The organism is Chitinivibrionales bacterium (assembly GCA_035516255.1).
Lineage (GTDB): Bacteria > Fibrobacterota > Chitinivibrionia > Chitinivibrionales > FEN-1185 > FEN-1185.
Genome location: DATJAL010000019.1, coordinates 12,445 through 38,974, shown reverse-complemented (window position 1 = coordinate 38,974; position 26,530 = coordinate 12,445). Strand labels below are relative to the sequence as shown.

The 26,530-nt window shown below is 55.6% G+C and carries 21 protein-coding genes; 3 read left to right on the top strand and 18 right to left on the bottom strand.

Features of this window, described 5'->3' with window-relative positions; translation table 11 throughout:
• Nucleotides 1-8: 8 nt before the first annotated feature.
• Nucleotides 9-1,571: a radical SAM protein gene (locus VLX68_06580; protein ID HUI91899.1), complete on the bottom strand. Its 1,563-nt coding sequence runs from the start codon at nt 1,569-1,571 to the stop codon at nt 9-11.
• 221 nt (nt 1,572-1,792) lie between these two features.
• On the opposite strand from VLX68_06580, the gene VLX68_06575 reads away from it, so the two are divergent.
• From VLX68_06575 to VLX68_06565, 3 genes are read left to right on the top strand one after another with little or no spacing between them, the layout of a single operon-like run.
• A complete protein-coding gene (locus VLX68_06575; GenBank protein HUI91898.1) occupies nt 1,793-3,061 on the top strand; it encodes a sugar phosphate nucleotidyltransferase in 1,269 nt (422 codons plus the stop codon).
• A 9-nt stretch (nt 3,062-3,070) separates the two neighbouring features.
• The gene (gene glgA / locus VLX68_06570) at nt 3,071-4,225 is read left to right on the top strand and encodes a glycogen synthase (GenBank protein ID HUI91897.1); all 1,155 of its coding nucleotides are present in this window, start codon (nt 3,071-3,073) and stop codon (nt 4,223-4,225) included.
• Nucleotides 4,197-6,242, top strand: coding sequence for an alpha-1,4-glucan--maltose-1-phosphate maltosyltransferase (locus VLX68_06565; protein ID HUI91896.1), 2,046 nt, complete (start codon nt 4,197-4,199; stop codon nt 6,240-6,242). The genes glgA and VLX68_06565 overlap by 29 nt, the downstream gene beginning before the upstream one ends.
• Nucleotides 6,243-6,330: 88 nt before the next feature.
• Here VLX68_06565 and VLX68_06560 read toward each other — a convergent pair whose 3' ends face one another.
• The 17 genes from VLX68_06560 to VLX68_06480 all read right to left on the bottom strand — a co-directional run bounded on the left by VLX68_06560 (nt 6,331) and on the right by VLX68_06480 (nt 26,414).
• Nucleotides 6,331-6,957: an L-threonylcarbamoyladenylate synthase gene (locus VLX68_06560; protein ID HUI91895.1), complete on the bottom strand. Its 627-nt coding sequence runs from the start codon at nt 6,955-6,957 to the stop codon at nt 6,331-6,333.
• Complete coding sequence (gene purE, locus VLX68_06555) at nt 6,950-7,414, bottom strand: 5-(carboxyamino)imidazole ribonucleotide mutase (GenBank protein ID HUI91894.1); 465 nt, start codon at nt 7,412-7,414, stop codon at nt 6,950-6,952. Before purE ends, VLX68_06560 begins: the two co-directional genes overlap by 8 nt.
• 124 nt (nt 7,415-7,538) lie before the next feature.
• Nucleotides 7,539-8,867, bottom strand: a complete 1,329-nt coding sequence (gene purD, locus VLX68_06550) for a phosphoribosylamine--glycine ligase (protein ID HUI91893.1) — start codon at nt 8,865-8,867, stop codon at nt 7,539-7,541.
• Between the two features lie 117 nt (nt 8,868-8,984).
• The gene (locus tag VLX68_06545) at nt 8,985-9,131 is read right to left on the bottom strand and encodes a hypothetical protein (GenBank protein ID HUI91892.1); all 147 of its coding nucleotides are present in this window, start codon (nt 9,129-9,131) and stop codon (nt 8,985-8,987) included.
• A gap of 111 nt (nt 9,132-9,242) precedes the next feature.
• Nucleotides 9,243-12,446, bottom strand: coding sequence for a tetratricopeptide repeat protein (locus VLX68_06540; GenBank protein HUI91891.1), 3,204 nt, complete (start codon nt 12,444-12,446; stop codon nt 9,243-9,245).
• On the bottom strand, nt 12,446-13,438 hold the full coding sequence (locus tag VLX68_06535) for an HAD family hydrolase (GenBank protein HUI91890.1): 993 nt from the start codon (nt 13,436-13,438) through the stop codon (nt 12,446-12,448). Before VLX68_06535 ends, VLX68_06540 begins: the two co-directional genes overlap by 1 nt.
• The gene (gene aroF / locus VLX68_06530; GenBank protein ID HUI91889.1) at nt 13,435-14,499 is read right to left on the bottom strand and encodes a 3-deoxy-7-phosphoheptulonate synthase; all 1,065 of its coding nucleotides are present in this window, start codon (nt 14,497-14,499) and stop codon (nt 13,435-13,437) included. Before aroF ends, VLX68_06535 begins: the two co-directional genes overlap by 4 nt.
• A 125-nt stretch (nt 14,500-14,624) precedes the next feature.
• On the bottom strand, nt 14,625-15,293 hold the full coding sequence (locus VLX68_06525) for a M23 family metallopeptidase (GenBank protein ID HUI91888.1): 669 nt from the start codon (nt 15,291-15,293) through the stop codon (nt 14,625-14,627).
• A gap of 4 nt (nt 15,294-15,297) precedes the next feature.
• Nucleotides 15,298-16,518: a CAP domain-containing protein gene (locus tag VLX68_06520; GenBank protein ID HUI91887.1), complete on the bottom strand. Its 1,221-nt coding sequence runs from the start codon at nt 16,516-16,518 to the stop codon at nt 15,298-15,300.
• A gap of 298 nt (nt 16,519-16,816) precedes the next feature.
• Nucleotides 16,817-17,779: a DUF72 domain-containing protein gene (locus VLX68_06515; protein ID HUI91886.1), complete on the bottom strand. Its 963-nt coding sequence runs from the start codon at nt 17,777-17,779 to the stop codon at nt 16,817-16,819.
• Between the two features lie 103 nt (nt 17,780-17,882).
• Nucleotides 17,883-19,211, bottom strand: a complete 1,329-nt coding sequence (locus VLX68_06510; protein ID HUI91885.1) for a hypothetical protein — start codon at nt 19,209-19,211, stop codon at nt 17,883-17,885.
• Between the two features lie 429 nt (nt 19,212-19,640).
• Nucleotides 19,641-22,766 carry a DNA polymerase III subunit alpha gene (gene dnaE, locus VLX68_06505; GenBank protein HUI91884.1) on the bottom strand — a complete coding sequence of 1,042 codons (3,126 nt, stop codon included), beginning with the start codon at nt 22,764-22,766 and terminating at the stop codon, nt 19,641-19,643.
• Between the two features lie 321 nt (nt 22,767-23,087).
• Nucleotides 23,088-23,438, bottom strand: a complete 351-nt coding sequence (locus tag VLX68_06500; protein ID HUI91883.1) for a DUF3795 domain-containing protein — start codon at nt 23,436-23,438, stop codon at nt 23,088-23,090.
• 130 nt (nt 23,439-23,568) lie between these two features.
• A complete protein-coding gene (gene lexA / locus VLX68_06495) occupies nt 23,569-24,240 on the bottom strand; it encodes a transcriptional repressor LexA (protein HUI91882.1) in 672 nt (223 codons plus the stop codon).
• A gap of 121 nt (nt 24,241-24,361) precedes the next feature.
• Nucleotides 24,362-25,390 carry a hypothetical protein gene (locus VLX68_06490; GenBank protein HUI91881.1) on the bottom strand — a complete coding sequence of 343 codons (1,029 nt, stop codon included), beginning with the start codon at nt 25,388-25,390 and terminating at the stop codon, nt 24,362-24,364.
• An 11-nt stretch (nt 25,391-25,401) separates the two neighbouring features.
• Complete coding sequence (locus VLX68_06485) at nt 25,402-25,881, bottom strand: hypothetical protein (protein HUI91880.1); 480 nt, start codon at nt 25,879-25,881, stop codon at nt 25,402-25,404.
• Between the two features lie 140 nt (nt 25,882-26,021).
• Nucleotides 26,022-26,414: a hypothetical protein gene (locus tag VLX68_06480; protein ID HUI91879.1), complete on the bottom strand. Its 393-nt coding sequence runs from the start codon at nt 26,412-26,414 to the stop codon at nt 26,022-26,024.
• Nucleotides 26,415-26,530: the final 116 nt, after the last annotated feature.

Here is a 26,530-nt window from a genome sequence, read left to right as displayed (position 1 = left end):
TTAAAATACTACTTTTCGGAAGTTATCGCATCCACGGATGCGAATTTGTCACGCCAACCGGGAACGTCGGGGAGCAACTGCCGCGTGAGCCTGTTCATTCCCTCGACGGTCATGAGGAAAAACACCACTTTTTCGGGCGTCACGCGGCGCTTCCGTATGAGCCTGAAAAGCGAAAGGAAAACGCGGCGCTTGGCGGGACCGCCCGCTATCAAGAACAGCCAGACGATCTTAAAGGTCATGAGTATCTTGTCAAGCAGGGAAATATCGGGATTATGTTCCGGCCTGTTGAACCATCCGGTGGAAAACAGCGCCGTGATCCGGTCATGCAGGTCGTCCCACGAATAGAGCCGCCGCATGGTGTGCATGAACCCGTCGAAAAGTTCAACCTGCGTCATTTGTTTGTATCTGATTGTGGGAAACATGCCGCCGGTCAGGTTGTTGGGCCGGTTGACCCAGCGGCCCTCGGCCGCGATGCGGCGGTGCAGCGACGTTCCCGGGATCGCGTCGAGGAGGTTGAGGTTGACATACCATAAATTTTCCGCGTGTATGAAATCGTAGATCTTCTTGAACTCATCAGGCGTGTCGTTGTCGAACCCCACGATCATGGAGGCGTTGACGTGGATGCCGTGTTCGTTGATGGCGCGAACTGCGCCAGCGTACGCGCGGATGTCGTTATGGCGCTTGTGAGCCTCGCCGAGGCTTGCTTCGTTCATTGATTCAAAGCCGACAAGAATGTGCATGCAACCGGCCCTGGCCATGTCCTCGAGCAGATCCGGGTGTTTGGCGATCTCCATGCTCGCCTGGGACATCCATTTCACCCCGAGCGGCATGATGCGCTTCATGAGCCGTGCGGCGTATTCCTTGTTTGCGGTAAGGTTGTCATCCACGAAAAATATTGTCTTCATGGGAAGCGATTTTATTTCATCGACGACGTCGTCAACATCGCGGTAGCGCATGGCAATGCCGAAGAGCTCGGACACAAGGCAGAAATCGCAGTGGTGCGGGCACCCGCGCGACACCTGCACCGGCATTGCGGCCAGGTTCTTGGTGTCAATCAGGTCCCAGCGCGGACGCGGCGATGTTTTATACGGCGCCGGTTTATCCGCCTTGTAGGTCTTTGCAAGCCGCCCTGCTTCGCAATCGTCAAGACAGGACTTCCACACCTCCTCGGCCTCGCCGATCACCACGCCGTCCGCGTGCAAAAGCGCCTCGTGCACGTTGCAGCTCGCGCTGGGCCCGCCCATCACCACCTTCATCCCCCTTTTGCGCAGGGAGTCGGCAATGACGTAGGCCCGGTCAACGGTGTTTGAAAGCGCGGTGATGCCGACAAGGTCGGCGGTGATATCCTGCGGCAGCGGCTCGAGCTCCTCATCGATGATCCTCACCTCCCAGCGGGAAGGTGTGAGTGCGGCGAGCAGAGGCAATGCAAGCGGGGTCGTTGTGACTTTTTTTCCTATCAACCTTGCAAATCCAACGTTGGAAACATACTGCTTTATTTCCGCGTACGGATTGATGAGGAGAAGCCGGGGGCGTTGCGCTTTGGAAGTTGCCGGTGAGCTATTGGATTCCATGAATTTGATAAAATATACTTCCTGAATTACATTTGCAGGAACCGTAAAATCCGTTCACTAAAAAGAATTATCCACAAATTTTCTTTTATCAAAATTCCCTCCTGTCCAAACACCTCAAGTCGCTTGTCAATTCTTTAACCATGTAGTATAATCAATAGCTGAAACTAAGACAACGTAATGTCCTGTTCCTCAGTCAGTTATACTCAACGCAGGTATCCCCTATGCAAAAAACTATCGCCATGATTTTCGCAGCCGGCAGGGTTGAGGAACTTGCGGTCCTCACCGAACGCCGCGCAAAGGCCGCGGTTATCTTTGCCGGCTCCTACCGCACCATCGATTTCGCGCTCACCAACCTTGCCAACGCGGGCATCGGCCGCGTGGGCATCCTCGCCCAGTACCGGCCCGCCTCGCTTGTCAACCACGTGGGCATCGGCATGGCGTGGGACCTTGTGGGCACCGACAGGGCGGTGCGGTTCCTTTCCCCCTACATCGGCCCCGATCGCGGCGAATTCTACCGCGGTCCTGCCGATGCGCTGTACCAGAACATCGATTTCATAGAGAAAAACCAGCCCGAGGACGTGCTCATCGTGTCCGGCGACCACGTTTGCAACATGGACTACACCACGTTTCTCAGCTTCCACAAGGAGCGCGCAGCGGACGTTTCCATGGCGTTCAAACCCGTCAGCGAGCAGCCCTCACGCTTCGGGATCGGCGAGCTCAATTCAGTCGGGCAGATCGTGAATTTCACGGAAAAACCGGAGTATCCGCGCACCAACCTTGCTTCCATCGGCGTGTATCTGTTCAAGCGCCAGGTGCTTGTTGACGAACTGCTGCGCGCCGCTTCGGGGAAAGACGAAGTGAGCACGGTTCAATTCCACGAGATAATCAGGCGTCTCATCCCGCGGCGCTCCGCCTACGGATACACCTTCAACGGTGAATGGTATTACACCCGCACGCTTGACGAATACTACGAGTTTCACCAGAACCTTCTGGGCCCTTCGCCGAAAGTCAATCTGAACGAATGGAAGATCCGCTCCAACACCCTGCTCAAGCTTCCCGCGCCCACGCGCTGCCTGCCGCAGGCGTCGGTAAAAAACTCGCTCGTATCCGAAGGCTGCGAGATCGCCGGCACCGTGCGCAACAGCGTGCTTTCTCCCGGCGTCAAGGTCGAGAAGGGCGCGGTGGTTTCCAACTCCGTTCTTTGGGACGATGTGATCGTCAAGGAAGGCGCGGTCCTTGACAAAGTAATCTCAGACAAACGCGCCGTGTTCGGAGCGGCGTCGGTGGTCGGTGACGGAAAAACGTCGCCGTGCAAGGAAATGCCGCGGTCGCTCACCTGCGGCGCAACGGTCGTGGGCATGGAAGTGCGCATACCGGCAAAGGCAACCATCGGCCGCAACTGCATCATCCATCCCGAGGCGGGTGAAGAATGCTTTAAAAAACCCGTTGGACCGGGAGAAAGCATCTTTCCGCGCAAGGCGGGAAAGTAAAGGCGCATCGTGAAGGTCGTTTACTTTACAAGAGAATATCCTCCCTACGTTTACGGCGGGGCCGGCGTACACATCAAGAACCTCGCCGCGTCCGTGGCCAAGTACATTGACGTGGAAGTGCGCTGCGTGGGCGACCAGGCCGCAGAAAACGGCAGGCTCAGGGTGAAGGGTTATCAGGCGTGGCCCCGCATGTGGGAGGGCGACAATCCGCTGTTCAACAGCGCGCTCGGCACGTTTTCAACCAACCTTTCCATGGTACGTGACCCCATCGACGCTGACATCGTGCATTCACACACGTGGTACGGCGCGCTGGCTGGCTTCATGGCAAAGGTGCTGTACAACGTTCCCTACGTTGCAACGGTGCACAGCCTGGAGCCGCTGCGTCCGTGGAAGGAGGAGCAGCTCGGCAGATCCTACCATCTCACCACCTGGGTCGAGAAGGTCGCGCTCGAAAATGCCAACCGCATCGTCGCCGTGTCGAAACACGCGCGGCGCGAGATCCTCGAGCATTTCAACGTTGACGAAAAGAACATCGCGGTGATCCACAACGGCATCGACCTTGACACATGGCGACCCGCAACGGGCACGGACACGCTGCGCGCCTACGAAATCGCCGGGGACTATATCCTGTTCCTCGGGCGCACGAGCCGCCAGAAAGGCATGATGCACCTTCTTGACGCAATGGAATACGTCGATCCCGGCGTGCGCCTCGTGTGCTGCACCTCGGCGCCCGACACGCCAGAGGTTGAGAAGGAAATCGCCGCAAAAGTCGCCAGGCAGAAACGCGTGACATGGATCAACACCATGCTGCGCGAGGACCAGGCCATGGAGCTCTACACCAACGCCTGCCTCTTCGTATGTCCTTCGGTGTACGAGCCGTTTGGCATCATCAACCTCGAGGCCATGGCCTGCGAAACACCCGTGGTGGCAAGCGCCGTGGGCGGCATCCAGGAAGTGGTGGTGCCGGACGAAACAGGGCTCCTCGTGCCGCCTGCCGACCCGAAGGCGCTCGCTGACGCCATCAACAGGCTCCTGCGCGACCGCAAGCTCGCGAAAAAAATGGGGAAAGCTGGAAGGCTCCGTGTGGAGAAGATATTTTCCTGGGCCTCAATTGCGAAAAAGACAAAAGACATGTATGCCGAAGTCATCAAAGAACACTCGTGAGGTAAAACCATCCATGGCCATTGACCAGTGCCGCATCATCATCGAAGGAGTGAGCCCGGCGGTTGACAACGGGCGTTTTGCCGCAAAGGCGGTTGTCAACGAAGCGATCGGTGTCTCCGCCGACATTTTCAAGGACGGCCATGATAAACTGCGCGCCGCCGTCCTGTATAAACCGGTAAAGAGGATGCAGCCGGTTTCCAAAACCTATTGCCGCGAAGCGCCAATGCTTGACGATACGGAATGGCGCGAGTCCCCCCTTTCCGAAGAGGTGAATGACCGGTGGCTGGGGACAATCACCTGCGACAGCATTGGCGACTGGGTGTTTACCATCTGCGCATGGACCGATGTGTTCGGGTCATGGCGCGACGGGTTGAAGAAAAAAGCCGAGGCCATGGATGACGTTTCCAGCGAGCTGCTCGAGGGAGCGCGGATCATCGAGCATGTTCTTGGCACACTAAAATCAGGGGCTGCCGATGCCGGCACGCTGCGGAAGTCCTGCAACCTCATCAAAGACAATGGCGAAGTATCCGAGAAAGTCGCCGCAGCGCTTGACGAAAAACTCGCTGACCTCATGCTGCGCAGCGACCCGCGCCGGGACGCCGTGCTGTACCATTTGCAAATGCCTCTGTGGGTCGACCGCGACAAGGCCCGGTTCGGTTCATGGTATGAAATTTTCGTGCGGTCCCAGGGAACCGATCCAAACAGAAGCGCAACATTCAAGGAGGCGGAGAAACGTCTCCCCTACATTGCATCCCTTGGATTCGACGTTCTGTACCTGACGCCGATCCACCCTATCGGCAAGGCGTTCCGGAGAGGACCCAACAACACGGGTGATGCAAAGCCGAATGATCCGGGAAGCTGCTGGGCAATCGGCAGCAGTGCGGGCGGCCACACCGCGATCAATCCCGAATTGGGCACGCTCGCCGATTTCGACCATTATCTCGCTGCAGCAAAACGCCTGGGGATTGAGCTCGCGCTAGACTTCGCCATCCAATGCTCGCCCGATCACCCGTGGGCAAAGGAGCATCCCGAATGGTTCTGGCAGCGGCCGGACGGCACCATTAAATATGCCGAGAATCCGCCGAAAAAATACAAGGACATCTACCCCATCGATTTTGACACCAAGAACCGCGACGGACTTTATTGGGAGCTGTTCGGCGTTGTGCAGTTCTGGATCAAACGAGGGGTGAAGATTTTCCGGGTTGACAATCCGCACACCAAGCCCGCAAGCTTCTGGGAATGGCTTATCTTCACCATCCACAAGGACTACCCGGACGTGCTGTTCCTCGCCGAGGCGTTCACGCGGCCCAAGCGCATGGCAAGGCTTGCGAAAATCGGATTCACGCAATCGTACACATACTTTACATGGAGGAATTCCAAGGAAGAATTGGAATCCTACGGCCGCGAGCTGTTCTGCACCGATGTCCGCAATTATTTAAGGCCGAATTTCTTTGCCAATACGCCCGACATCCTGCATGCTTTCCTGCAGGACGGCGGCAGGCCCGCGTTCGTTATCCGGCTCGTGCTCGCCGCAACCATGTCGCCGTCCTACGGCATCTACAGCGGGTTTGAGTTCTGCGAAAACAAGGCTTTAAAACCCGGCAGCGAGGAATACATTGACTCCGAGAAATATCAAATCAAAGTGCGCGACTTGGACGCGCCGGGAAACATCAAGAATGTCATTTCAAGGATCAACACCGTAAGAAAAGAAAATCCCGCGCTACAGTCATCAGTGAATTTTTCCGTGCTGGAATCCACCTGTCCATATATCATCGCCTATGCAAAAATCTGTCCGGAAAAGAACAACCGCATCATCGTTGTTGTCAATCTTGATCCGCACAACACCCATGAAGGAACCGTCGGCGTTCCGGAGTCAATGCTGGGGAATGTCAATTATTCGGCTTATACGGTGAAGGACCTGCTCAATGACGAGCAATATCTGTGGCATGGGTATTGGAATTACGTGAGGCTGGAGCCCGGGGTGAAGCCGGCGCATGTTTTGAGGGTTGAAGGTTGAGCGTTGAAAGTTGGAAGTCAATCGTTAAAGCGTAATATACCATGCCTTGCCTGTCGTTCCCGCGAAACCGGGATTCCATGCAGTTTTATTATTCGTCTTTAACAATCCGGAATATTTTTTCCTTAGGAATTACTCCTTCCCTCACTATTTCAACTTCACCATCTTCATTGACTTTGACTACACTTGACGGCTTTGACTCCGGCAATTTCCCTGCGTCAACCATGAAATCAATCTTCCCGTCAAACAACTTGTAAATAGTATCCGGATCATTTACGTACGGCTGATCGCTGAGATTCACGCTCGTGGAGAATATCGGCACATCTATGTGGGTGTACAGCGTGGTGATGAAAGGATAATCCGAGATCCTGACTCCTATCCCATCCGGTCTGTTTTTTGCAGGGAGAACGAGTGTGATATTGCCCGGCCAGAATTTATCGGCAAGGAGTTTTGCGTTCGGGGGAAAATTGAGATGAAAGGATTTGAATTGCTTGATGTCATCCGCTATCAAAATTAATGGCGAGACTTTCTGCCGTTCTTTGATTGACCTGATGCGATTCTCAACTTCCTTGCTGTCCGCACGGCCGCCAATGCCGTAGATTGTCTCTGTAGGATAAATAAAAACCGCGCCATTCATCACGCGGTTTGCGAGCGCCGTCATCCTTGTTCCGGCATCGGCACCGGACAGAAGCGCATCAAGAGGTATCCGCTCAGTCAAGATCGTCCCCGAACTGCTTCCGGTATTCCTTCATTTTATCGCGGAGCTTCATGTTGTGGACCGACAGCACCTGCGCGGCAAGAAGCGCGGCGTTCTTTGCGTTGCCGATGCCCACCGACGCCACCGGGATTCCCGGCGGCATCTGCACGATCGAGAACAGCGCGTCTTCTCCATGGAGCGGGCCCGCGTCGATGGGCACGCCGATGACGGGCAAGACCGTGAGGCTCGCCACAACACCCGGCAGGTGCGCGGCAAGGCCGGCCATGGCGATGATCACCCCAAACCCGTTTTCCTCCGCGCTTTTCGCGAATTTCTTTATCTTGTTCGGGTTGCGGTGCGCTGAAATGACAAAGGTCTCAAAGTCGATGCCGAATTCCTTGAGAACCGCCTCGGCCTTTTCGGCATGCTCCTTATCCGATTTCGACCCCATGACGATTGCGACTTTTATCCCGGCCATGGAAACTCCTTAAAAAGATGCAATGCGACAGAGATACACGGCTACAAAGTCAAAAACAATAAACGACGCCTGATTGAAAGCTTTTTCACCTTGTCACCTTGTTTCTTTGCGTCTTTGTCGCCCTTTATCTGGCAGCCACCGCTTGCATCGCCTTATTCTTCAGCCTCGCCATTCCTTTTGCCGCGATGTCCTTCCGGAAGGTCTTTCCCTCGAAATTGATTTTTCCCACCGCCTCGTACGCTTCCGCGATCGCATCCGAAAAGCTTTCGGCCCACGCGCTCACCGAGAGCACACGGCCGCCGTTGGTTTCAAACTTTCCCTCTTTGTTAAGAGCGGTGCCGGCGTGGTACACGTCAACGTTGCTCTTATGGTTTTCGGCCTTTTCGATGCCTTCGATCACTTTCCCTTTCTCGTACTTGCCGGGATAGCCCTTTGACGCCAGTACCACCGACACGCAGTATTCGGGCCTCACCGCCAACTCAACCGACGCGAGGCTGCCGGTCGCGCACGCGTAGAACACCTCGAACCAGTCGCAATTGACAAGAGGCAGCACCGCCTGCGTTTCCGGGTCGCCGAAGCGGCAGTTGTACTCCACGACCTTGGGGCCGTCCAGGGTCGCCATGATGCCCACGTACAGCAGGCCCTGGTACGGCGCGCCCTCTTTTTTCATGCCGTCGAGCGTGGGCGCGACGATCTCTTCCTCGATCCGGGCGAGCATCTTTTTGTCGACCAGCGGGCACGGCGCGTAGGCGCCCATGCCGCCGGTGTTGGGACCCGTGTCGTTGTCGCCGATGCGCTTGTGGTCCTGCGACACGGGCAGGATTTTGTACGTTTTCCCGTCTGACAAGACGAACACCGAGGCCTCTTCGCCGGTCATTTTCTCCTCGACCACCACGGTCTCGCCCGCCTCGCCGAATGCCTTGTCGTCGAACATGGAGGCAAGGGCGTCGTTTGCCTCCTTGAGGGTCTCGCACACGATGGCGCCCTTGCCCGCGGCAAGGCCGCTCGCCTTTATCACGATGGGCGCGCCCTGCTTTTTGACGTATGCGGCGGCGTCATGCTTATTGGTGAACACCGAGAATGCGGCCGTGGGAATATCATATTTTTTCATGAACTTCTTGGCGAACGACTTGTTTCCTTCGATCTGCGCGGCCTTCTTGGTGGGGCCGAATATCGCGCGGCCTTTTTTCCTGAACACATCCACGATGCCTTCAACGAGGGGTGCCTCGGGCCCGACCACGGTGAGGTCAATTCCATTCTTGTCAACCCACTCGGCAAGATCGCCCCAGTTGCCGATCTTCTGGTCGACGATGGTGCAGCCGTCGTTTTCCATGCCGGGGTTGCCCGGATAGGCGTGGATGAACAGCGGACGGTCAGACCGAAGCAGCGCCTTCAACATCGCGTGCTCCCGGCCGCCGCCGCCGATGATGAGAACGGAATCCATGAAGTCCATTGTCCCCTCCTCCAATCCCCAGGGCACAGGGTTCAATGAGGCAGTATCAGGTAAAAATTTATATCAGGACAGGACGGGATTTCCAGTAGAGGAAAAATAATTGAAACAACCACCGGCCTATGATTTCCCCTTTTTCTTTTTACCGAAGCCGAAGGCCTGCTTGCCGAGCTGGGCGTTCTTGTCGGTTCGGATTTTCTTTCTGGTCCAATTGTCAAGCGCATAGCGGATTCTGGGGGGACGGTAACGGTTGTCGGTTGATTTCATGTTAACTATTCTTTCTAGATGTTTTTACATTGAATCTGGGCCTTCCCCCGCTTCGCGGGGAGCACCCCAGGGGGAGACCTCCCCGGTCAAAAGGCACAACTATTTATTTGTCTATTTTTTCTTTTTCGCCAACTCCTTCACCTTCACCTCAAGATCCTTGAGGATCTGGCTGTCGGGATTGTGGCCCCTGCCCTTGACGATCCACCTTTGCGCTTCCTTGAAATTCTCCATTGCCACGTAGACATTCACCAGGTTGGCGTACGCCTCGGGAATGTCGTGCTGCTTCTCGATTGACTTGAGGTAACAATCCACGGCCTGCTGCAGCTCCCCCCTTCCCGAATAGATCGCGCCCAGGTTGTTCCAGGCATGATAATACGCCGGATTCTTATCTAGAATTTTTTTATACGCGGCCTCTGCGGCGGTGTCCTTTCCGCTGTCCTGCAGCGTTATCGCGGCGTTGTACCAGAGGTCTGTTGAATCCATCACCTGCGCGGCGGCGCCGCTTTCCGGATGGATGCTCTGGTACCGCTTTTCGATGTCCTTGTTCTCGAGTTTCGGGTCGAGTTGCCGCGCCTTCTGGTAATACGTCCACGATTCCTCCATGCTGCCGAGATTGTAGCTGATGACGGCAAGGTTGTATTCGACAAGAGGATCTCCCCGCTTGACGTCTTCAAGCTGCTGGTACCACTGCAGTGCCTTTTTCCACTGCTTGAGGCCCATGGCAGCGTTGCCCACGAGCCTGCACACGTCGGCCCGGTCGTCGCCGCGCGCCTTTGCCACGATTTTTTCCCCTATGACAATTGCCTCGTTGTATTCCTTTGCGTTGAACGCCGCGACCGCCATGTTGTACTGCACGGGGAAGCCCGAATCGCCGAGGCTTTTCCAGCCCAGGAGCGCGCCCGCGTAATTGCCGGAAAAGAAATCCATCTGCGCCTTGACGCCGGTGCGCGCCTTTTCCCAGTACGGGTCCTGCGGCAGCTTGTCAAGGCATTGCGACGCCTTTGCGAAGTTTTTTCTGGCGGTGTACACCTTGGCGAGCGTGATCCAGTCGCCCGGATCTTTCGACGGCAGCGCCTCCAATTTGGCAAGCGCCTGCACCGTGTCCTTTTTCCATAACAGCATCTCTGCCTGGGCGCGTTTTGTGTAATCCGAGCCTGAGAATTCGTTATTAAGGATGGCCAGCATTTCCTGCATCTGTGTCTCGCTCGCCGTCTTCTGCGCAAGAAGAAAAAGATCGTACGCGGCCAGGTTGCGCTTGGACGAATTCAACGCAATGGCATACGCCTGTGACGCTTCGTGGTTTTTCTCCATGCCGCTGTACACGTTGCCAATATTGATCTGCAGCGCATTATCGCCGGTTTTAAGCATCTGTGCCTTCTGATAATATTGAAGCGCTTCGTCATACTTCCCGTCTTTTTCCAAAGAAAGGCCCATGTTGATCATCAAGGTAAAATTATTCGGGTCTTCTTTTAAGGTTTTCTCCCATAAACTCCTTGCCTGCGCTACGTCGCCTTCGGCATTAAGAATGTAAGCCATAAGTCCCTGTGCGGCAAGGTTGTCCGGTTTCTTCTTTAAGCTTTGCTGCAGGTAATTTTTTGCCTTCTCGAATTCCTTTAATTCCATGTATGCATAGCCCAATTGGTAAAAGATGCGCCAGGGGTTCTGGTCCCATTTTGCAATAAGGTTGGTAAGCGCCTCAATCGCTTTCTGGTTGTTGCCTGAAAAAAGATAATCCTCGGCGAGTTCGTATTCGGTCTGCGCGTCGAGTACGAAAAACGTTTTCGCCTTTTCAAGCGTTTTTATCGCCTTGTCCCATTCATGAAGGTCCCGGTAAAACAGGGCGAGATGACGGAAGATGCGCTCGCTCTTCTCGCCGTCGGGCAAGGTTTCGAGCAGGTTGGCGGCCTTGTCGAGCAGTCCCTGATGATAATACAGGATCGCAAGCTCGAGCGAGATGTCCTGGCATTTGCTGCGGCACTCGGCGCGTTTTTTCTCGGTTTCGATCGCCGCCTTTTCGAGCTCGTCCTTGCTCTGGGTGATGAGCGCGAGGTTGAGCTGCGCCGACCGCAGTTCGGGATCAAGCCTGAGCGCCTTCTTGAAGCTCTCGGCAGCCTCGTCCTTCTTCCCCTTTGTGTAAAGGATAATGCCGAGCAGATCAAGGTATTCGGCGCGCTCGTCGCGCCGCAGCGCGTTGCGCACGTATGTCTCGGCAAGGTCGAGGTTGCCCCTGCGCCGCGCGTTGAGGGCGCGCAAGTAATACAGCGACGGGTCGTTGAGTGAATCGCTCACCGCGTTCCACATCGCTTCCGCCTGGTCGAACTGCTTCAGGTGGAAATAGATCTGGCCGAGGTTATAGCGTAAAATCGCGTCGTTCGGATACTGGGCGATCCCCTTTTCGAAATAGGCCTTTGCGCCGGTGATGTCGCCGCAGTCTTTTGCCGCGATCCCCGAAAACAGGTACGCATCGGCCGCTTGGACCGACACCTTTGAGGCGTACAGCTTAAGCGTGGCGAGCGCCTCCTTGCAGTTGCCGCCGTCAATCTGCGACGAGGCAAGGTCAAGGAGCTGGTCCGCGTTCCCGCCCTTGGAAACAGCATCTGAAAAATAACCGGAAGCCGCTTTGTAATTCTTGCGTGACGCCTCTATTTCGCCCAGCATCTTGAGCGCGGCCGCGTTGTCCTGGTGCTTGGTGAGAAATGAAAGCGCCGCCGCCGTGTCGCCCGCGTGAACATAGGCGTACGATAGAAACTGCCACGTCTCGGACCTCTCGGGTGCGGCGCGGTTCGCTGCCTTGAAATGCTCCAGCGCGTCCTTGGGTTTGTCAAGCATGAGCTCGGCCCGGCCGAGCATGAGAAAAGCCTCGACGAATTTTTTGTTGAGCGAAACCGCCTTCTGCATCTCCAGACAACAGGCCTGGTAGTTCTTTTTATGGAACTCAATGACGCCGAGGTTGTAATAGGCTATCGAATACGTCGGATCGCTTTCGGTGATCGCCTTCCACAGCATGCCCGCCTGGGTGATGTTGCCCCTTCTGAAATGAACCACGCCCATGTTGTTCCGCGCGTCGGTGTAGTTGGGGAGCAGCGACATTGCCTTGGAGAAACACAGGGCGGCGCTGTCGAGATTGTCCCGTTCAAGCGCGTCAAGGCCTTTCATGTTGACCGTATAGGCCTCCTGCGCGCCCCGCAGCAGCGCTGCCGGAAGCGCGTCAATCGCGCCGAGGGAATCGGTAAAGGAGAATATCTCCGGCTGTCCGCCGGCCGCCGCAACAGCCATGCACCACAATGCCGCAACCGCCATCCGTGCCTTTGCCATTATGCCAGTCCTTTCGTTGCCCCGTTTTCGGCTTTTGAATAAAACGTGACCCGACGGCTCACATCGTTCCATGAAGTAAACGAAATATCAGGGATAATTGTCCAATCGCTCCCGTGCGTAAACACGCACCTGTTGTCTCCGGTGAAAAACGCGGTTTTCATGCCCGCCTCCTGCGCCGGCTTGATATCAGACACCAAATCATTGCCTACCAGCAGCGCCTGGGACGGCAGGATCTGATGTTGGTACAGGGCGTCGAACAGTTTTCGAAAAAGCAGGCTGTTGGGCTTTGAAACACCATACTCGAATGAGAAAAAGACAAAATCATGTTCAAACAGCCGCGAATAGTCGTCGATATCGCCGTTGCTCTGATCACGAAGAAAAAGCGAAAGATCAATGGGCGTGTAAAACTGTGCGTTTGACAAGATGCCAAGAAGGATGTTCTCTTCCTTCAGCCGCTGCAGCGCGTCCGCGACCCCGGGATACAACCCGCGGTTGAACGCGAAGAAATTATAGCAGTAGGCCATGCACCGTAGAAAATCAGACCCTTTGCCGAGCGCCAGGCCCGACGGATCATAGCCGTGGCGCTCGAGCATGAGGAGAATGGCCTCCCAAATATCCTCGATCCTGACTTCAGGAAACTCGATGTTCTTTTCCGCGGCAAGGCCGTGCTTGAGCGAGATGAGTCCGTGGTACAGGTCGCTCAGCGTCTTTTCCGGCGGTTCGTCCGGGTTCATCTCGACAAGATATTTTTTGATCCCGAAACGGTCTATCACCTTGTCAAATGCGGCGAGCACGGCATGCTGCCTGCCTGCCTCGGTTGCGAAGACCCTTTTCCAGTAATTGACCAGCGTGCCGTACACGTCAAACAGCGCCACCCTGATGTCCGCGAGGCTCCCGCCTTTTGAAGGATAGTCAAGCGGCGTGAGCTCCATGCCTTTTTCGCACGGAAACGATTCATGCAGCTGGCGGGCGAATTCAGCGACGATACTCAAGAAAGCGCTCCTCTTATCTTTTCCGCGTCCTCTTTTATTTTTTCCAGCTGTTCCTTGGTCACGCACTGTTCGCCGTCGCATAGGGCATGGGCCGGATCATTATGTGTCTCGATGATGAGCCCGTCCGCGCCGGCCGCAATTGCCGCCATGCTCAGCGCGTAGACATTTGCCTTGAAGCCGGTTGCGTGCGACGGATCGAACATGACCGGCAGGTTCGATTCCTTCTTGAGCACCGGTATCGCGCCGATGTCCGCGGTGTAGCGCTGGAATTTCTCCTCTTCAAACGTCCGGATGCCGCGCAGGCACATGATCACGTTCGGGTTACCATTGGCCACGAGATACTCGGCGGCGAGAAGGAAGTCCTTGAGCGTGGACGATTCGCCGCGCTTGAGCAGGATGGGCTTCTTGTTGTCTTTTGTCAATATCGCGAGCTCCTGCAAAAAGCCGTACGCCTTCATGTTGCGCGCGCCCACCTGTATGATGTCCGCGTATTCTATCACGTTCTCAAGCACGTTCTTTTCTTCCCTGCTGCCGTCGGGCCGCAGGTGGCGGTGCAGGCCGGTCGCCTCGGTCACGATCTTAAGCCCGTATTTTTTCCGCATCTGCGCAAGCAGCTTGAGCCCCCCCACGCCCATTCCCTGAAAGGCGTACGGAGACGTGCGCGGCTTGTACGCGCCACCGCGCATGATCGGAATTTTTTGGTCAGCAATGTACTTCGCAATCGTCTCGACCTGCTGCTCATTTTCCAGCGCGCACGGTCCGGCCATGAGCACCGGTTTATCGCCGCCGACTTTTACGTCGCCAACGGAAATAATTTTAGATTCGCTCGAAAATTCGCGCGACACGAGCTTGTACGGCCGCGATATGCGTATCACCTTTTCCACGCCGCTCAATTCGAGGAAATAACTTTCCTCGATTCCGCTCGTGTCGCCGAGGACTCCGATGAGCGTGGTGCGAGTGGTCGGGTGCAGGTTTTCGTGCTTGAGCCCGGCGGCGTGGATTCGGTTGACGACTTCCTGAACGTCCTGCGGCGTGGCGTCTTTGGAAAGATGGATGATCATTCCGGGGCTCCTGAAGGTTGCTGCAAATTATAACGTTTGAGGGGCGAGAGACATTACATTGGTAGTAAAAATATATTGCTGCTTGAAAGGCCGGTATCTTGATGGAATTCAATAAAGGAAGATTTTCACTTCATCTTGTCATCATCTGATAAGGAAGCCCTGCGCCAGATACTTTTTAAAAATTCCCGTGGATCATAATACACTTTATCCAATTCCTTCTTCGTATAGCACGTCAGCGCATAGGTATTAAACCTCCTGAACGGATTCCGTCGTTCAGGCTTCAAAACCACCGGAGACTTCTTCATCACCTCAAAATGCAGATGATCAAACTGCCAGCCGTATTTGTCCAGTTCCTTCTTTGTCATGAATCGACCCATGGGCTTATCCGGCGAAACAGTATCTCCTAAAGTTGCCATAATTCCGGCAATGTGTTCATACACGGTCCATACTTTCACGCTGTCGTTCAACCGATGCTCGACGATGATCTGGGCGAACGGACCGTCGCTCCTGAGGCTGATCACCACGCCGCGGCTGGCCGGGTATTCTGGTTCGTCGTCGTAATTGTCTGAAGGCCGCCTAAAGTCTATTCCGGTGTGTAAATGCGACGGCACGCCGGGCCGGGCCTTTCTCACCAGCCCGAACGGGCCGATCTGCGTCAGTTTGACGTTTTCAAGGGACTGGCGGTCGTGAAGTTTTATCGGAAGATACCATGAAGAATCAGCGGCGGAAATATATTGAAAAATGGCAATTATACTGATAAAAATTATTTGACATTTCAAATGCTTGCAGACCACACTGCTACTCTTTTCCAATCACTTCGAGCCTTTGTGAAATGGATATTCCGTCAGAAAAAGAGCTATTTACAAAATAGACTCCACCGGGAAGTATCTGGCCAATGTTTGCTTGATACGTTGATTTACCGTCATCCATTTTCCAAATGATATCACCCAGCTTCCTGCCCCGCACATCAAAGATTGAACTATGGAGAATTTTCGATTCATGACCCATCAAAAATGCCGTCAAAACGTTTTTCTTTATCGTAACCCTTGCTCCGGAATATCCTGACATACCTTTAAAAATGGAGTTATTCACGCTCAGGCTCTCCGGCGGAATAAAATCTCTTGTACATGTCCCCTCTCCCCGCGTCACCAGATATCCGGTCTCAGGATACCGCCACACCGTGCCCCTCGAATCAGTGAAGGAAAAATAATAATATCTGCAGTCAGCGCCTTTTATCAATGCCACGCCGTAGGTCCCGGCGGAATCCGCTCCCATGAGCAGCGTCAATGCGGTTTTCTGATTGTCAATGTAGACCGCAGCGTCCTGCGGCTTGCCAAGTGAATCAAAAAAGTTTGCCATAAATGTTGTTTTTCCTGTTTCGAGAAACAGATGCACGCCGGAAATTATTGGATTGTCGAACTCGGGTTTTCCCCCGCCGAAATCCTGGCACCAGAAATATTTGTATTGCATCGCGCCCGAGTCGTAGCCTGTTCCCATTTCCCGGTAACCATTGTTCATTATGTTCCACCGGTGACCGTCGCAGCGCGACGTGCCGCAGGTGGAATTGTCGACCGCGGGCACATTGTTTGTTGCGTCCATGAGCCATTGCTGCATGGTGGCCTGCGGCGTTGCGTTTCCCGTTGCGATGTCCTCGCCGACCGTGGAACTTTTGGTGTAATATTTCTGGATGCGGGTTAAAAAAGATTCGCCGTTGCAGGAATTGTGGGTCATGCCGCAGGTATCGGCCATTTCTATGGCGTGAAACCGGGCCGACTCGTTCAAGGCCATGTTCCAATATACCGGCTTGACTGCGGGATAATTTTCAGGGAGAAGAATAGAATATGCGCCGACATAGGCGTCACGGTATTGGGTGGGGGCCATCCTGCAGGCGTTGGTGAGCACGAGTATGGCGCGCTCCTGCCAGTTTGGAAGACCGTTGGTTTTGTCGCCGTATCCGGCGAAGGAAATGTCTATTGAAGTTATAAGGATGAGCAATATGAATGACGCGATAATCCGCACAGGACTCCTTTTTCCAGCCTCATGATAAAACTACCAACAGGGCGCCGGGATGGTCAATGACTATTCGTAAATTATCAATATCTTTCTTGTCTTCTTCCACCGTGTACAGCACGCGCTGCCACCGCAGCATCGCCAGCCACTAACAACGTTTGCAAACCATGGGAGTATCGGCGCCAAAGAGGTGGTGCGCCCCCGGATCGCCGCCGCATCCCGTCGCAGTGTTTGTCTTGACATATGGGATGCGGCGGAAGCCGGGGGCCAGGGGGAGACTTCCCCCATCAAAATCAAAAATCTATTTTTATTTCACGCCAAGCTTCTCTTTCAGCATTTTTATATTCGTAATCGCATTCACCACGGCCCCGCCCTTGTAGTGGTTGTTGTACGCCACGGCCACAATGTTCGTTTTCTGCCCGAGCTTGAGTTGGTCCGCTACGTTTTTTCGTATCTCGTCGTCGCTGTAGCGGTAATCGTAGCGGCTGTTGCGCTGTGCGATGCGCTCCTTCGCGGTGGTGGCTTTTGCCTTGGGATACCAATTGTCAATGTTCCTGCCCGAATAGCGCAAATACCCTTTAGGAGTCGTGGCGTATGCCTTGAGGGGAAAAATGTGCGGAAAAGGCGGAAGATCGGTGTTGCAGATGCCGATGCCGAAATCCTTGAGCTTTTGCAGCACCGCCTCCCTGTGCCAGGTGCGGTGCCTGAATTCGATGTGTACGTCTATTTTCCTGCACAATGCCGGTTCGCAGACCGCAAGCAGGTAGTCGAGCTTTTTGAGGCTGTGCTGGTTGTGGTCTTCGAGCTGGATGAGAAAGCTGTAGAACCTGCCGGTTTCAACCAGCGGCCCGACCGCCTCGATGTGGCGTTCCATCATTTGCCTTGACTTCTGCGCGTCCCATTCCTTGGTGTGCGACACGCTCTGGTGCGCCTTTACCCCATACATGGAATTAACAAGGCTGCGGCGCTCGATATCGATGTAGGTCTGCTGCGCCGGTTCCATGTAAAAGCTTGAATTTATCTCGACAAAGCGGAAATACTTCTGGTAAAACCTCAAGCGGTCGAAATCGCCGGCAGGGGCGATGTCCTCTGTTTTTCGCGAACGCTTGGGCTTTGGAGGATTGAAGATTCCCACCCAGTCGTCGAAATAATAGCCGGAGGTGCCGATGTAAAACCCCTGCGCCGTGATGTCGGGCGGAATTTCAAACGGTTTCCATGCCGGCGACGTTTGGTTTTGCTGGCCGGAGAAGTCGAGAGATTGATTTGACATAATTTTAAAATATAATCTGGCGGTTTTTCCCTTAAAAAGGGGGAATCATTAAAGGTTCTTTGTTTGCTGGCAGCATCCGCTCGATCGGCGCCACGGACGGCCTTTACCAAATGGAACTGCAACGCCGCGCCAGGCCGGACTGGAGGCCGCGCTGGAGCGCGGTGCTGCCCGGACCCCGGCGGTCCTCCGCCATCGGGGCCGTGGCAGCCCGAGGCGAAGCCGAGACCGGAAGGAGGGCCGCCGCCGCTTCGGCGGGACGCCCAGACTCATTGATTAATACATTTCCATTTCTCACCACCTCAAACCCCATCCGCATCCTGATCTCGCCTATGCTCCTGCCCATGTTCTCCTGCTTTACCTGCACCGCGCTGTCGAACAGGTCGAGCTGGCTTTCGCGCTCGAGAAACGGCTGTGCCGTTACCCTGAGTTTGCGCACCGCGATCCTGCGGGAATACGCCTGCGAAAACAGCAGACAGCAGCAGTTGTACAGCAGGGTGAAGTCGGCAGTGGGAGACAAAAGCCGCATGGAACGCTGCGTCGTCTTATTGTCGGAGTAGCGGACGCTGAACGCAACGCTGCCTGCTTGAACTCGGGCAACGCGCAGCTTGAACACCAGCTTATCGACGATGTAGCGGATGTGGCTCTTGAGCGCTCCGGCGTCGTTCTCGTCGCGCACGAGCGTGCGGCCCGATTCTATGTCGTCAAGACCTGACGCGGGTCGAGCCTCCAGAAGTACGCCCTGCGCCATGGCGTGCAGCCGGCAGCCCTCCTCGCCGAACCTGCTCTTGAGGAACGCTTCGGACAACCGCTGGATGTCGGCCACCGTGCGGATGTTGTAATCGGAGAGCCGCTGTTTTACCGAATCGGAAAAGCCGGGCAGGGCGGATGCAGCGACCGGGCCGAGCATGGCGGCCTCGCTTCCCCTTTCGCACACGGTAATGCCGTCGGGCGCGGCGGCCTTGGCCGCCATGGAGGCAACGAACGGCGAAGCGCCAGCGCCGCAGGCGCATTGCCGCAGGGCAAGCGCGGACTTCACGGTTTTCCTTATTTCATCCGGCAGGGTGAAAAAACGCGCCTTGAGTAGACGCTGCATGCCGCTCACGTTTACAATCGCGCTGCCGCGGCTCGACACGCGCACGTCGGGCGAAAACGCGGGCAGCACCGTGGCAAGATCGTCGGTCACCGCGGCCGCAAGCGCGGGCTCCTCCCGCACGACGTGGATGTCCCTGAACCGCTCGGTCAGCCGCGCCACCGGGAACCCGTGATAGATCCCTCTGCCTTGCGCCTCGGGCGACAGCGACACCACCAAGCTTTTGTGGCTGTCGGCGCGCTGGCGGACAATGACAAAGGGTAAGCCGTTCATTTCAGGATGATAGGCGGCGTAGGATTGGGCCGGAAAATCTGGCAAGAATATGCTGATATACCAATTCATATTTTTTGTTCCCTTGATTAATTAATCTGGTGGGGGCACCGCTTCGCGTTTCCCCCTGGCCCCCGGCTTCCGCCGCCATGCGGCGGTGATCCGGGGACACACCCCCTCCTGCAAAGGGGCGCGCGAATTCGCTCGCATTAAAGCTCGCAAGGCGTCGCCCCTTCGCAACGCAACCACTGCGGAGTATCCCCCTCCGCCTTCGGCGGTATCCCCCTTGATAAGGGGGAAAAACAAACGCAGCAGGATTCCATATGCCCGCGCGTTAGGTGGACCGGAGGGTGAGCAAGAGCGAATTGCCGGCCGACCCCTCGCCGAAGGCGACTCGGGCGGTCCGGCAACGAGGCGAACAGCCGAGCCCGGAGGGAGACCGACCCGGCCGCAGGCCGGGAAACGCCCAATTTCTTCTTTATCCTCTCCTGGAAAGAATATTCACGCTGCCTTGACCGCATCCCCATACACAAACTCCTCATTATACGACCTCATCAGCCGCTTGCTCGCCAGTTCAAAATCCACGATGGACGGCGACCATTCCACGCTGCGTATCGATTTCGCGAACACGGCGCACACGCCGAACTGCTCCTTCACGCAGCCGCTGATGGCGAACGGGCCGGGCCGCACTGTGACGTCGGCGTACCGCGCGTACACGTCGGGCCACATGACGATGTCGGCGCAGCCCGATTTGTCCTCGATGGTGATGAACTTCATGTCTCCCCTGCCCGGCACCGGGTGCACGCGCGACGTGATGGGCCATCCGAACACCTTGATCGAGCTTCCGGCGTACCGGCCGACGTCGCCGCACAGCACCGCGCCGCGCGACTCGGGGTGAAGGTCGAGAATGTCAAGGATGTTGCCGGACAGCATGAACCCGAGATGCTCGAGCTCGTGCATGCATTTCTGCGTGAGGCAATACTCGCTGAGGCCCGGGTGAAGCTCCGCGTTTGTAAAGCGCAGGCCGCCGAACAGGTCGCCGTCGGCCTCGCGCACCCGGCCGTACGCGGCGTCAAGGAGCGCCAAAAGCTCGGGCCGGCTCATGTTGAACCCGTCGAAGCACCCCACCTTGATGAGCTTCTCCATGTCGCTTTTGCCCGCGCCGACCCGGCGGATGAAATCGGCGAGGTTCTTGTACGGCCCGTGTGCGTCGCGCTCGTCGACAATGGCCTGGATGGTGCGGGAGAACACCCCCTTCACGTGCATGAGCCCCACGGACAAAAACCTTCCCTTGCCGACGCACTTCACGCGGCTCGTGTTGACGTGAATGGGGTTTATCTTGATGCCGAGCCGCCGCGCCTCGTTGATGTAGGTGTCCTGCGAGTAGAAGCCGTGCAGGTTCGAGATCACCGACGCCATGAACTGCGCCGGATAATGCGCCTTGAGATACGTGCACTTGAAGGAGAGCATGGCGTAGCTCAGGCTGTGCGACTTGCAGAACGAGAACCCGGTGAACGAGTTCACCCGCTCCCACAGCTCGATCGCCTGCTCGCCGGTAAGGCCGCTGGTGTGCTTGCATCCGTCAACGAATTCCATGGCGACCGTCTCGTAATCGTCGGGAACGCCGTCGTGCTGGCTGTTCATCATCTTGCGCACGCGGTCGGCGCGCTTATAGCTCATGCCCGCGATGTCGTGGCAGATCTTCACCACGTCCTCCTGGTACACGATGCAGTCGTGCGTCTCGTCGAGGATGGACGTAAGCGACGGGTGCACGAATTTCCAATCGACAATCCCCTGCTTCATCTTGCGGTGGCGCTCCACGAACAGCTTGGTGTAGCGCGCGCCGGCCGGCCGCACCGCGCTCGACGTGATGCCGATCTCCTCGAAGCTGCGCGCCAGCGCCTGGCGGTTGAGCTTCATCTGCGCCGGTGACTCGATGTAGAAAATGCCGCGCGTGCGCCCTTTTTCTATCATGTCAAGCACCGTGGGGTCGTTCTGCACAACATCGGCGTTCCACACGCGCGGGTCGTCGTGGCCCTGTTCTTCTATTTGACAAAGTGTGTCGCGCAGTACCGACAGGCTGCCGTTGCCCAGGATGTCGAACTTGATGAGGCCGAGCTCGTCGATGCCCGAATGCATGTCGATCTGCGTGATGACGCGGTTCTTGACGCCGCCGGAATATTCACACGCCACGTGGCGCCACACTGGATCGTTGGTGACGATGATGCCGCCGGGGTGCTGGCCCAGAAAGCGCGGTTTGCCGCGCACCTTGTTTGCATACGCGAGCACGCGTTGGATGTCCGGGTCTTCCTGCGGCAGGCTGTAGCGGTCGAGTAGGCCGGTCACCTGTTCTTCGCTGTAGCCGAACACCTTTGCCACTTCGCGGAACGCCGCGCGGCGCCTCATGTGGTTCACCGTGGCCAGCACCGCTACGCGGTCGCGCCCCCAGGTGTTGACAAAATAGTCGAACGCGGCGTCGCGCTCGTCCCAGCCGAAATCGAGGTCCGCGTCGGGAGGGCTTGCCCGGTCTTCGTTGAGAAACCGCTCGAAATACAGGTTATATCGTACCGGATCCAAATCACTTGCGCCGATGTTGTAAAACGTTATGCTGTTTGCGGCAGAGCCGCGCATGAGCGTGCAGTCGGTGGGCCTTCTGAGACCGCCGGCATAGCGGCCGTTCGCCCAGTCGCGCACCTGCTTTACCATGAGGAAATAAGAAGCAAAGCCCAGCTTGTTGATGACAGCCAATTCCTTTTCCTGAATTTCTTTTGCCTTTCCGTACGACGGCGTGCTGCCGTATCGGCGTTCAAGCCCTTCACGCGCGATTTTTTCAAGATACTGTTCCGGCGTGAACCCGTCGGGAACGGAAATTTTCGGGAAGATCCAGTTGCCCAGTTCGAGGTCCGCGCTGCACTGGCCCGCTATCCTCGCGGCGTTGACAAGCGCCTCGCCCAGGCCGGAGAACCGTTCGGCCATTTCTTCCCCATTGCAAAAATATGCCGTGTCCGGAACCGTTTCTTCGGGCCGCAGGCGCGACAGCGTTGAGCAATGGCCGATCGCGCTCAGGATGCGGTGCGTTTCCCAGTCCTGCCTTGCCAGAAAATGCACGTTGTTCGCGGCCACGAGAGGAACGCCGAGCTGCTGCGCAATCAGGCGCAGCTTTTTCGCCGCATCGCGCGACGCAGGGTCGAGATGCAGAAGCTCGGCATACAGGTTGGCCGCATTGGGCGTTGCGGCCAGCTCGCGCAGCACGCGCGGCGAAGCGGTAATAAGGAAAAGATCGGAATATTCCTTTGCAAAAAGCTTGTCAAACGCGAACGTCTCCGGATGCAGCTGACGCTCCGTGATGATCTCGCAAAGGTCCGCGTACCCGTTTTTGTTTTTGGCAAGTGCGACAACATACTCGTGCGAATGTTTGGGATCGGTGAGCTCAACGCCGAGAACGGGCTTCATGCCGGCCTCCATGCACTGCAGGTGGAAATCGACGAGCCCGCTCATGCGGTTTGTGTCGGTGAGCGCCAGGGCCGGCATGCCGCAGGCCTTTGCCGCCGCCACGAGTTCCTTTACTTTAGGCACGCCGGCATGGAAAGAGTATTCGGAGTGGGTGTGGAGGTGGATAAATTGCATTATTTTTTGATCTATGAGATAATCTGGAGGGGACACCACTGCGTGGTTTCCCCTGGCCCCCGGCTTCCGCCGCACTATCACTGGGCTGCAGAATGTGCCAGAGTGCGGCGGTGGTCCGGGGGCACACCCTTTCCTGCAAAGGGACGCGCGAGGTCGCTCGACCTACGCTCGCGAGGCGTCGTCCCTTCGCAACGCAACCATTGCGGAATGCCGCTTCGCGGCGATGACGCAACAGGTATCTTGGTTGATTTCATCAAAACGCCTTCACTCCCCTTTCCCTGATTCGAAGAAAGGGGCTGGGGGATAGAGGTTATGGCAGACTTATTTCTTCTTTATCGTCTGCGCCTTCATTTCCGCCATCTTCTTCGCATGGCCTTCCCTGCCAACCTGTTTGATCTGCCGTATGCAGGCGCCGCGGTCCGATTTGAAAAGCATGCCAAAAACCTTCGACATGAAATTGTTGAACTTCCTGCAATCCATGGCGTCGGGGAATTCCGTGCAATCGGCGCATGACGTGATGTTTTTTCCCTTGCAGCAAACCCGTATCCGGCACCACGTCGCCTTGCTGTTACCGGCGCATCCGGGACAACGTTCCCTAAGATACGAACCGCACGCCCCGCAAAACAGCCCGCAATAGGCGACGAGTGCCGGGTCGGGATTGATTTGACGCATGAACCCTCCTTTGTTTTTCGCTGTGTTCTCTGTGTCTCCGTGGTGATTTTTTTTCTTCTCCGCGCTCTCCGCGTCTCTGCGGTGATTTTTTATTCTTTTCTGTGCCCTCCGTGTCTCTGTGGCAATTTTTTTATATATCCTCCCTGAACAACCGCACCACCTTGCCCATAACCTGGAAATCGTCCTGCGGGCGCACCGTGATCGGTCCCATGAAGTCGTTGTCGGGCATGAGCTTTATGCTGTTTGTCTCCTGCTTTACATATTTGAGCGTGACATCGCTTCCCACGCGCACGGCCGCAACGTCGTTGCGCGTGACAAACGCCTGGCGCTGCACCACCACGATGTCGCCGTCGCGGATGCCGCGGTTGACCATGGAATTCCCCTTCACGCGCAGCGCGAACTTGTCGCCCCGCTCGTTGGACACGCCGAGCGCGTCCCACTCGAACCAAGTCTCCACGTTTTCTATGGCCTCTATGGGCGCGCCCGCCGCGATGCTGCCGAGCAGTGGAATGCGCGTGGACTTTCGCAGATGGCTGCGCACGATGCGTGTGGGCGTCACATGCCGGTTGCGGCCCCCTGTTTCGGCGATATAGCCCTTTTCACGCAAGGCGGCGACATGGTTGGTGACGGAATTCGCCGAGCTCCATTTGAATTTCTTCGCGATTTCCCCGTAGGTGGGCGACCTTCCGGTTTCAACATACCGCGACTCGATGAAGTCGAGGACCATTTTCTGCTTTTTGGTAAGCCCGGTTTCATCCACGGCCTTATCGTTTGCCCCCGCGTCAGCGATACCTGTTATCATGCTTGCATCCCCTTTGGTGGGTATTGAACACGTTGTATGTGTATAATATACACATATCAGGGTAAAATGTCAATGGCTTTTTATATGTTTCCGCTGATCACTATCGCCGGATTTTGAACTACTACTTCTTTTCGGGACCCTGATTCGCCCCGCCTACTCCCTGCTTCCGTGATTGCTTCTGCCGTGCCAGGAATTTCTCGTATTGCTCCGGGTACATCTTCTTCATGCAGTCGGGGCATATGCCGTGAGAAAAACCCGCCTCGGTGTGCTCGGAGATGTACTCCTCCACCTGCTGCCAGTAGCCCCGGTCGTCCCTCACCTTTTTGCAGGAGGCGCAGATGGGTATGAGGCCGGAAAGCGTTTTGATGTGCGCGAGGGAATCCTCAAGATCCCTTGTCCGCTCCTTTACCTTGAGCTCAAGCTCCTGAGCATACTCCTTTTCCTTATTATAAAGAAAGACGTAATCGCGCTGCATGAAATAATCCATTACCAAAATGACCGCGAGAAACGAATATTCCACCAGATATATCGATTTCAGGACCCTCCCGCCCAGCAGTATGTCGTTGACAACCGCCAAAAAGAACACGGTAAGGCTCGCCTGGACAAGGAGGAATCTCCAGTCGCGATACTGACGGTAGCCTCGCATGAAATAGGCGTATGAGACAACAATGCCCAAGAAAACAAATCCGAAAAGGGCCAGGATCATGGGGCCGGTCCTGAGCTCCAGATAGGTGACCGCCAGCGGGCCCGCCATGAAACTTGTCGGCGTACGCACGCCCAGGCTCAGATGCAAAAGCAGCGGCGAATTGATCCAGGCGATGAAGATGTACGTCACATAAATGCCGAGAAGGACGGCCATGAAAGGCGTAAGCTTTTGCCTGAACGATTTCAACACAAAAAATACCGTCCAGACCGAGGTGCAGGCGATGGCCGAATACTGTCCCCGCTGGAACCACATGCTTGTTTCCAAATGTTGCGAGCCGTACAGCAATGCGCTGAAAACGTCATACACCGCGACTGAGGCGCAAAGCCCGGAAAAAAGAAATTGTTCCACCTTTTCCCGCATGCGGAACCAGAAAAGAAAATTGTTGATTCCCACATACAGGGTGATGCCGGCCATGATGAAAACCGGTATGGAAAGAAAACTCATAATCCGCCTTTTTATTCTTCAGCGACAGTTTCATTATCTTTGAACAAATCCTGTATCACCTCTTTCGCCTCCTCGGCCCTCCCTCTTTCCACTTCTATTTTCACGGTCCCCGTCACCGGGTTGAACCCGCCGAGCAGGCCAGCGCCGAACAGGCTCTGCAGTTCCTCGCCTTTTGCGAGGAACGGTATGCGCGCCGCCTTGAGAGCGCCCTTGATCAGCACGAGCTCCGGCATGTGCGACGTCTCATACACGACAACGGACTCTCCTTCAAGATATTTCGACTTGCCTTGGCGGAAATCCTCAACGCTCGCATAGGACACCAGGTCCTTTTTGCAGTCCGGGCAGCGCTTCGTGCCTTTGGGAAACGTGGCGCCGCATGAGGCGCAATGCGGAGGGAGGTCATGGAATGGCACGAGTTTGACGTTGCAGTCGGGGCACGTGTCGATGTCTTCGCGGTATTCGGAAAAGCATTCGGGGCAGAAGAGAGACATGAAGTTTATTCTTTCCTTTTATTTTTAGTAATTAAAATCGGGCGTTCCCCCGCCTCGCACGTTCACGCGATCGCATTTGTCGCTTATGTTCACCTGGAAATCATCGATACGTTCCGCTTCAAAACAGATTATTAAGGACCTTATTGAATCTTGCATGTTATTGCAAAGGTAGATTTTTTAGTTGAATCGGTTATAGAAATGCTTGAGTTCCCAATGTTTGTTCCAACGAAGAAATATTTTAAAGTCGGGCCACCAGGAAGATCGCCTACGGTTGAATCGCCAATAAACATTATTGCGTCACCAATAACTCCTGGTAACCCATATCCCGGGCCAACACCGCCAAGTGTTATGTCTAGTGTGTCCCCCATTTTCAATGAAACTGTTTGGCCATTGTTCGCTATTGACAAATGATGATCAGTTGTCAGTGATTCACTATTTGCCGAACTGTTGTTCGTGCATAAAGGAAAACATGCGAAAACAATAACCAATGAAACCAGTAGCGTGTTATTACGGATAGCGTTTTTGCCGCGCATAAAATTAAAATCCTCCAAGTGTTTTAAATCCTCGGAACGCAGGCGCCGTTATACATGCCTATCAAAAGACAATGATTATTGACTTTCGACTTTATAAACTTTCAGATCTTCTGACT

Bases quoted from the DNA above. Each gene is read 5' to 3' on its own strand.
- VLX68_06580 (HUI91899.1), bottom strand. From the start codon at position 1,571: ATGGAATCCAATAGCTCACCGGCAACTTCCAAAGCGCAACGCCCCCGG.
- VLX68_06575 (HUI91898.1), top strand. From the start codon at position 1,793: ATGCAAAAAACTATCGCCATGATTTTCGCAGCCGGCAGGGTTGAGGAA.
- VLX68_06565 (HUI91896.1), top strand. From the start codon at position 4,197: ATGCCGAAGTCATCAAAGAACACTCGTGAGGTAAAACCATCCATGGCC.
- purE (HUI91894.1), bottom strand. From the start codon at position 7,414: ATGGCCGGGATAAAAGTCGCAATCGTCATGGGGTCGAAATCGGATAAG.
- purD (HUI91893.1), bottom strand. From the start codon at position 8,867: ATGGACTTCATGGATTCCGTTCTCATCATCGGCGGCGGCGGCCGGGAG.
- VLX68_06545 (HUI91892.1), bottom strand. From the start codon at position 9,131: ATGAAATCAACCGACAACCGTTACCGTCCCCCCAGAATCCGCTATGCG.
- VLX68_06540 (HUI91891.1), bottom strand. From the start codon at position 12,446: ATGGCAAAGGCACGGATGGCGGTTGCGGCATTGTGGTGCATGGCTGTT.
- aroF (HUI91889.1), bottom strand. From the start codon at position 14,499: ATGATCATCCATCTTTCCAAAGACGCCACGCCGCAGGACGTTCAGGAA.
- VLX68_06515 (HUI91886.1), bottom strand. From the start codon at position 17,779: ATGTCAAATCAATCTCTCGACTTCTCCGGCCAGCAAAACCAAACGTCG.
- VLX68_06510 (HUI91885.1), bottom strand. From the start codon at position 19,211: ATGAATTGGTATATCAGCATATTCTTGCCAGATTTTCCGGCCCAATCC.
- dnaE (HUI91884.1), bottom strand. From the start codon at position 22,766: ATGCAATTTATCCACCTCCACACCCACTCCGAATACTCTTTCCATGCC.
- VLX68_06500 (HUI91883.1), bottom strand. From the start codon at position 23,438: ATGCGTCAAATCAATCCCGACCCGGCACTCGTCGCCTATTGCGGGCTG.
- lexA (HUI91882.1), bottom strand. From the start codon at position 24,240: ATGATAACAGGTATCGCTGACGCGGGGGCAAACGATAAGGCCGTGGAT.
- VLX68_06490 (HUI91881.1), bottom strand. From the start codon at position 25,390: ATGAGTTTTCTTTCCATACCGGTTTTCATCATGGCCGGCATCACCCTG.
- VLX68_06485 (HUI91880.1), bottom strand. From the start codon at position 25,881: ATGTCTCTCTTCTGCCCCGAATGCTTTTCCGAATACCGCGAAGACATC.
- VLX68_06480 (HUI91879.1), bottom strand. From the start codon at position 26,414: ATGCGCGGCAAAAACGCTATCCGTAATAACACGCTACTGGTTTCATTG.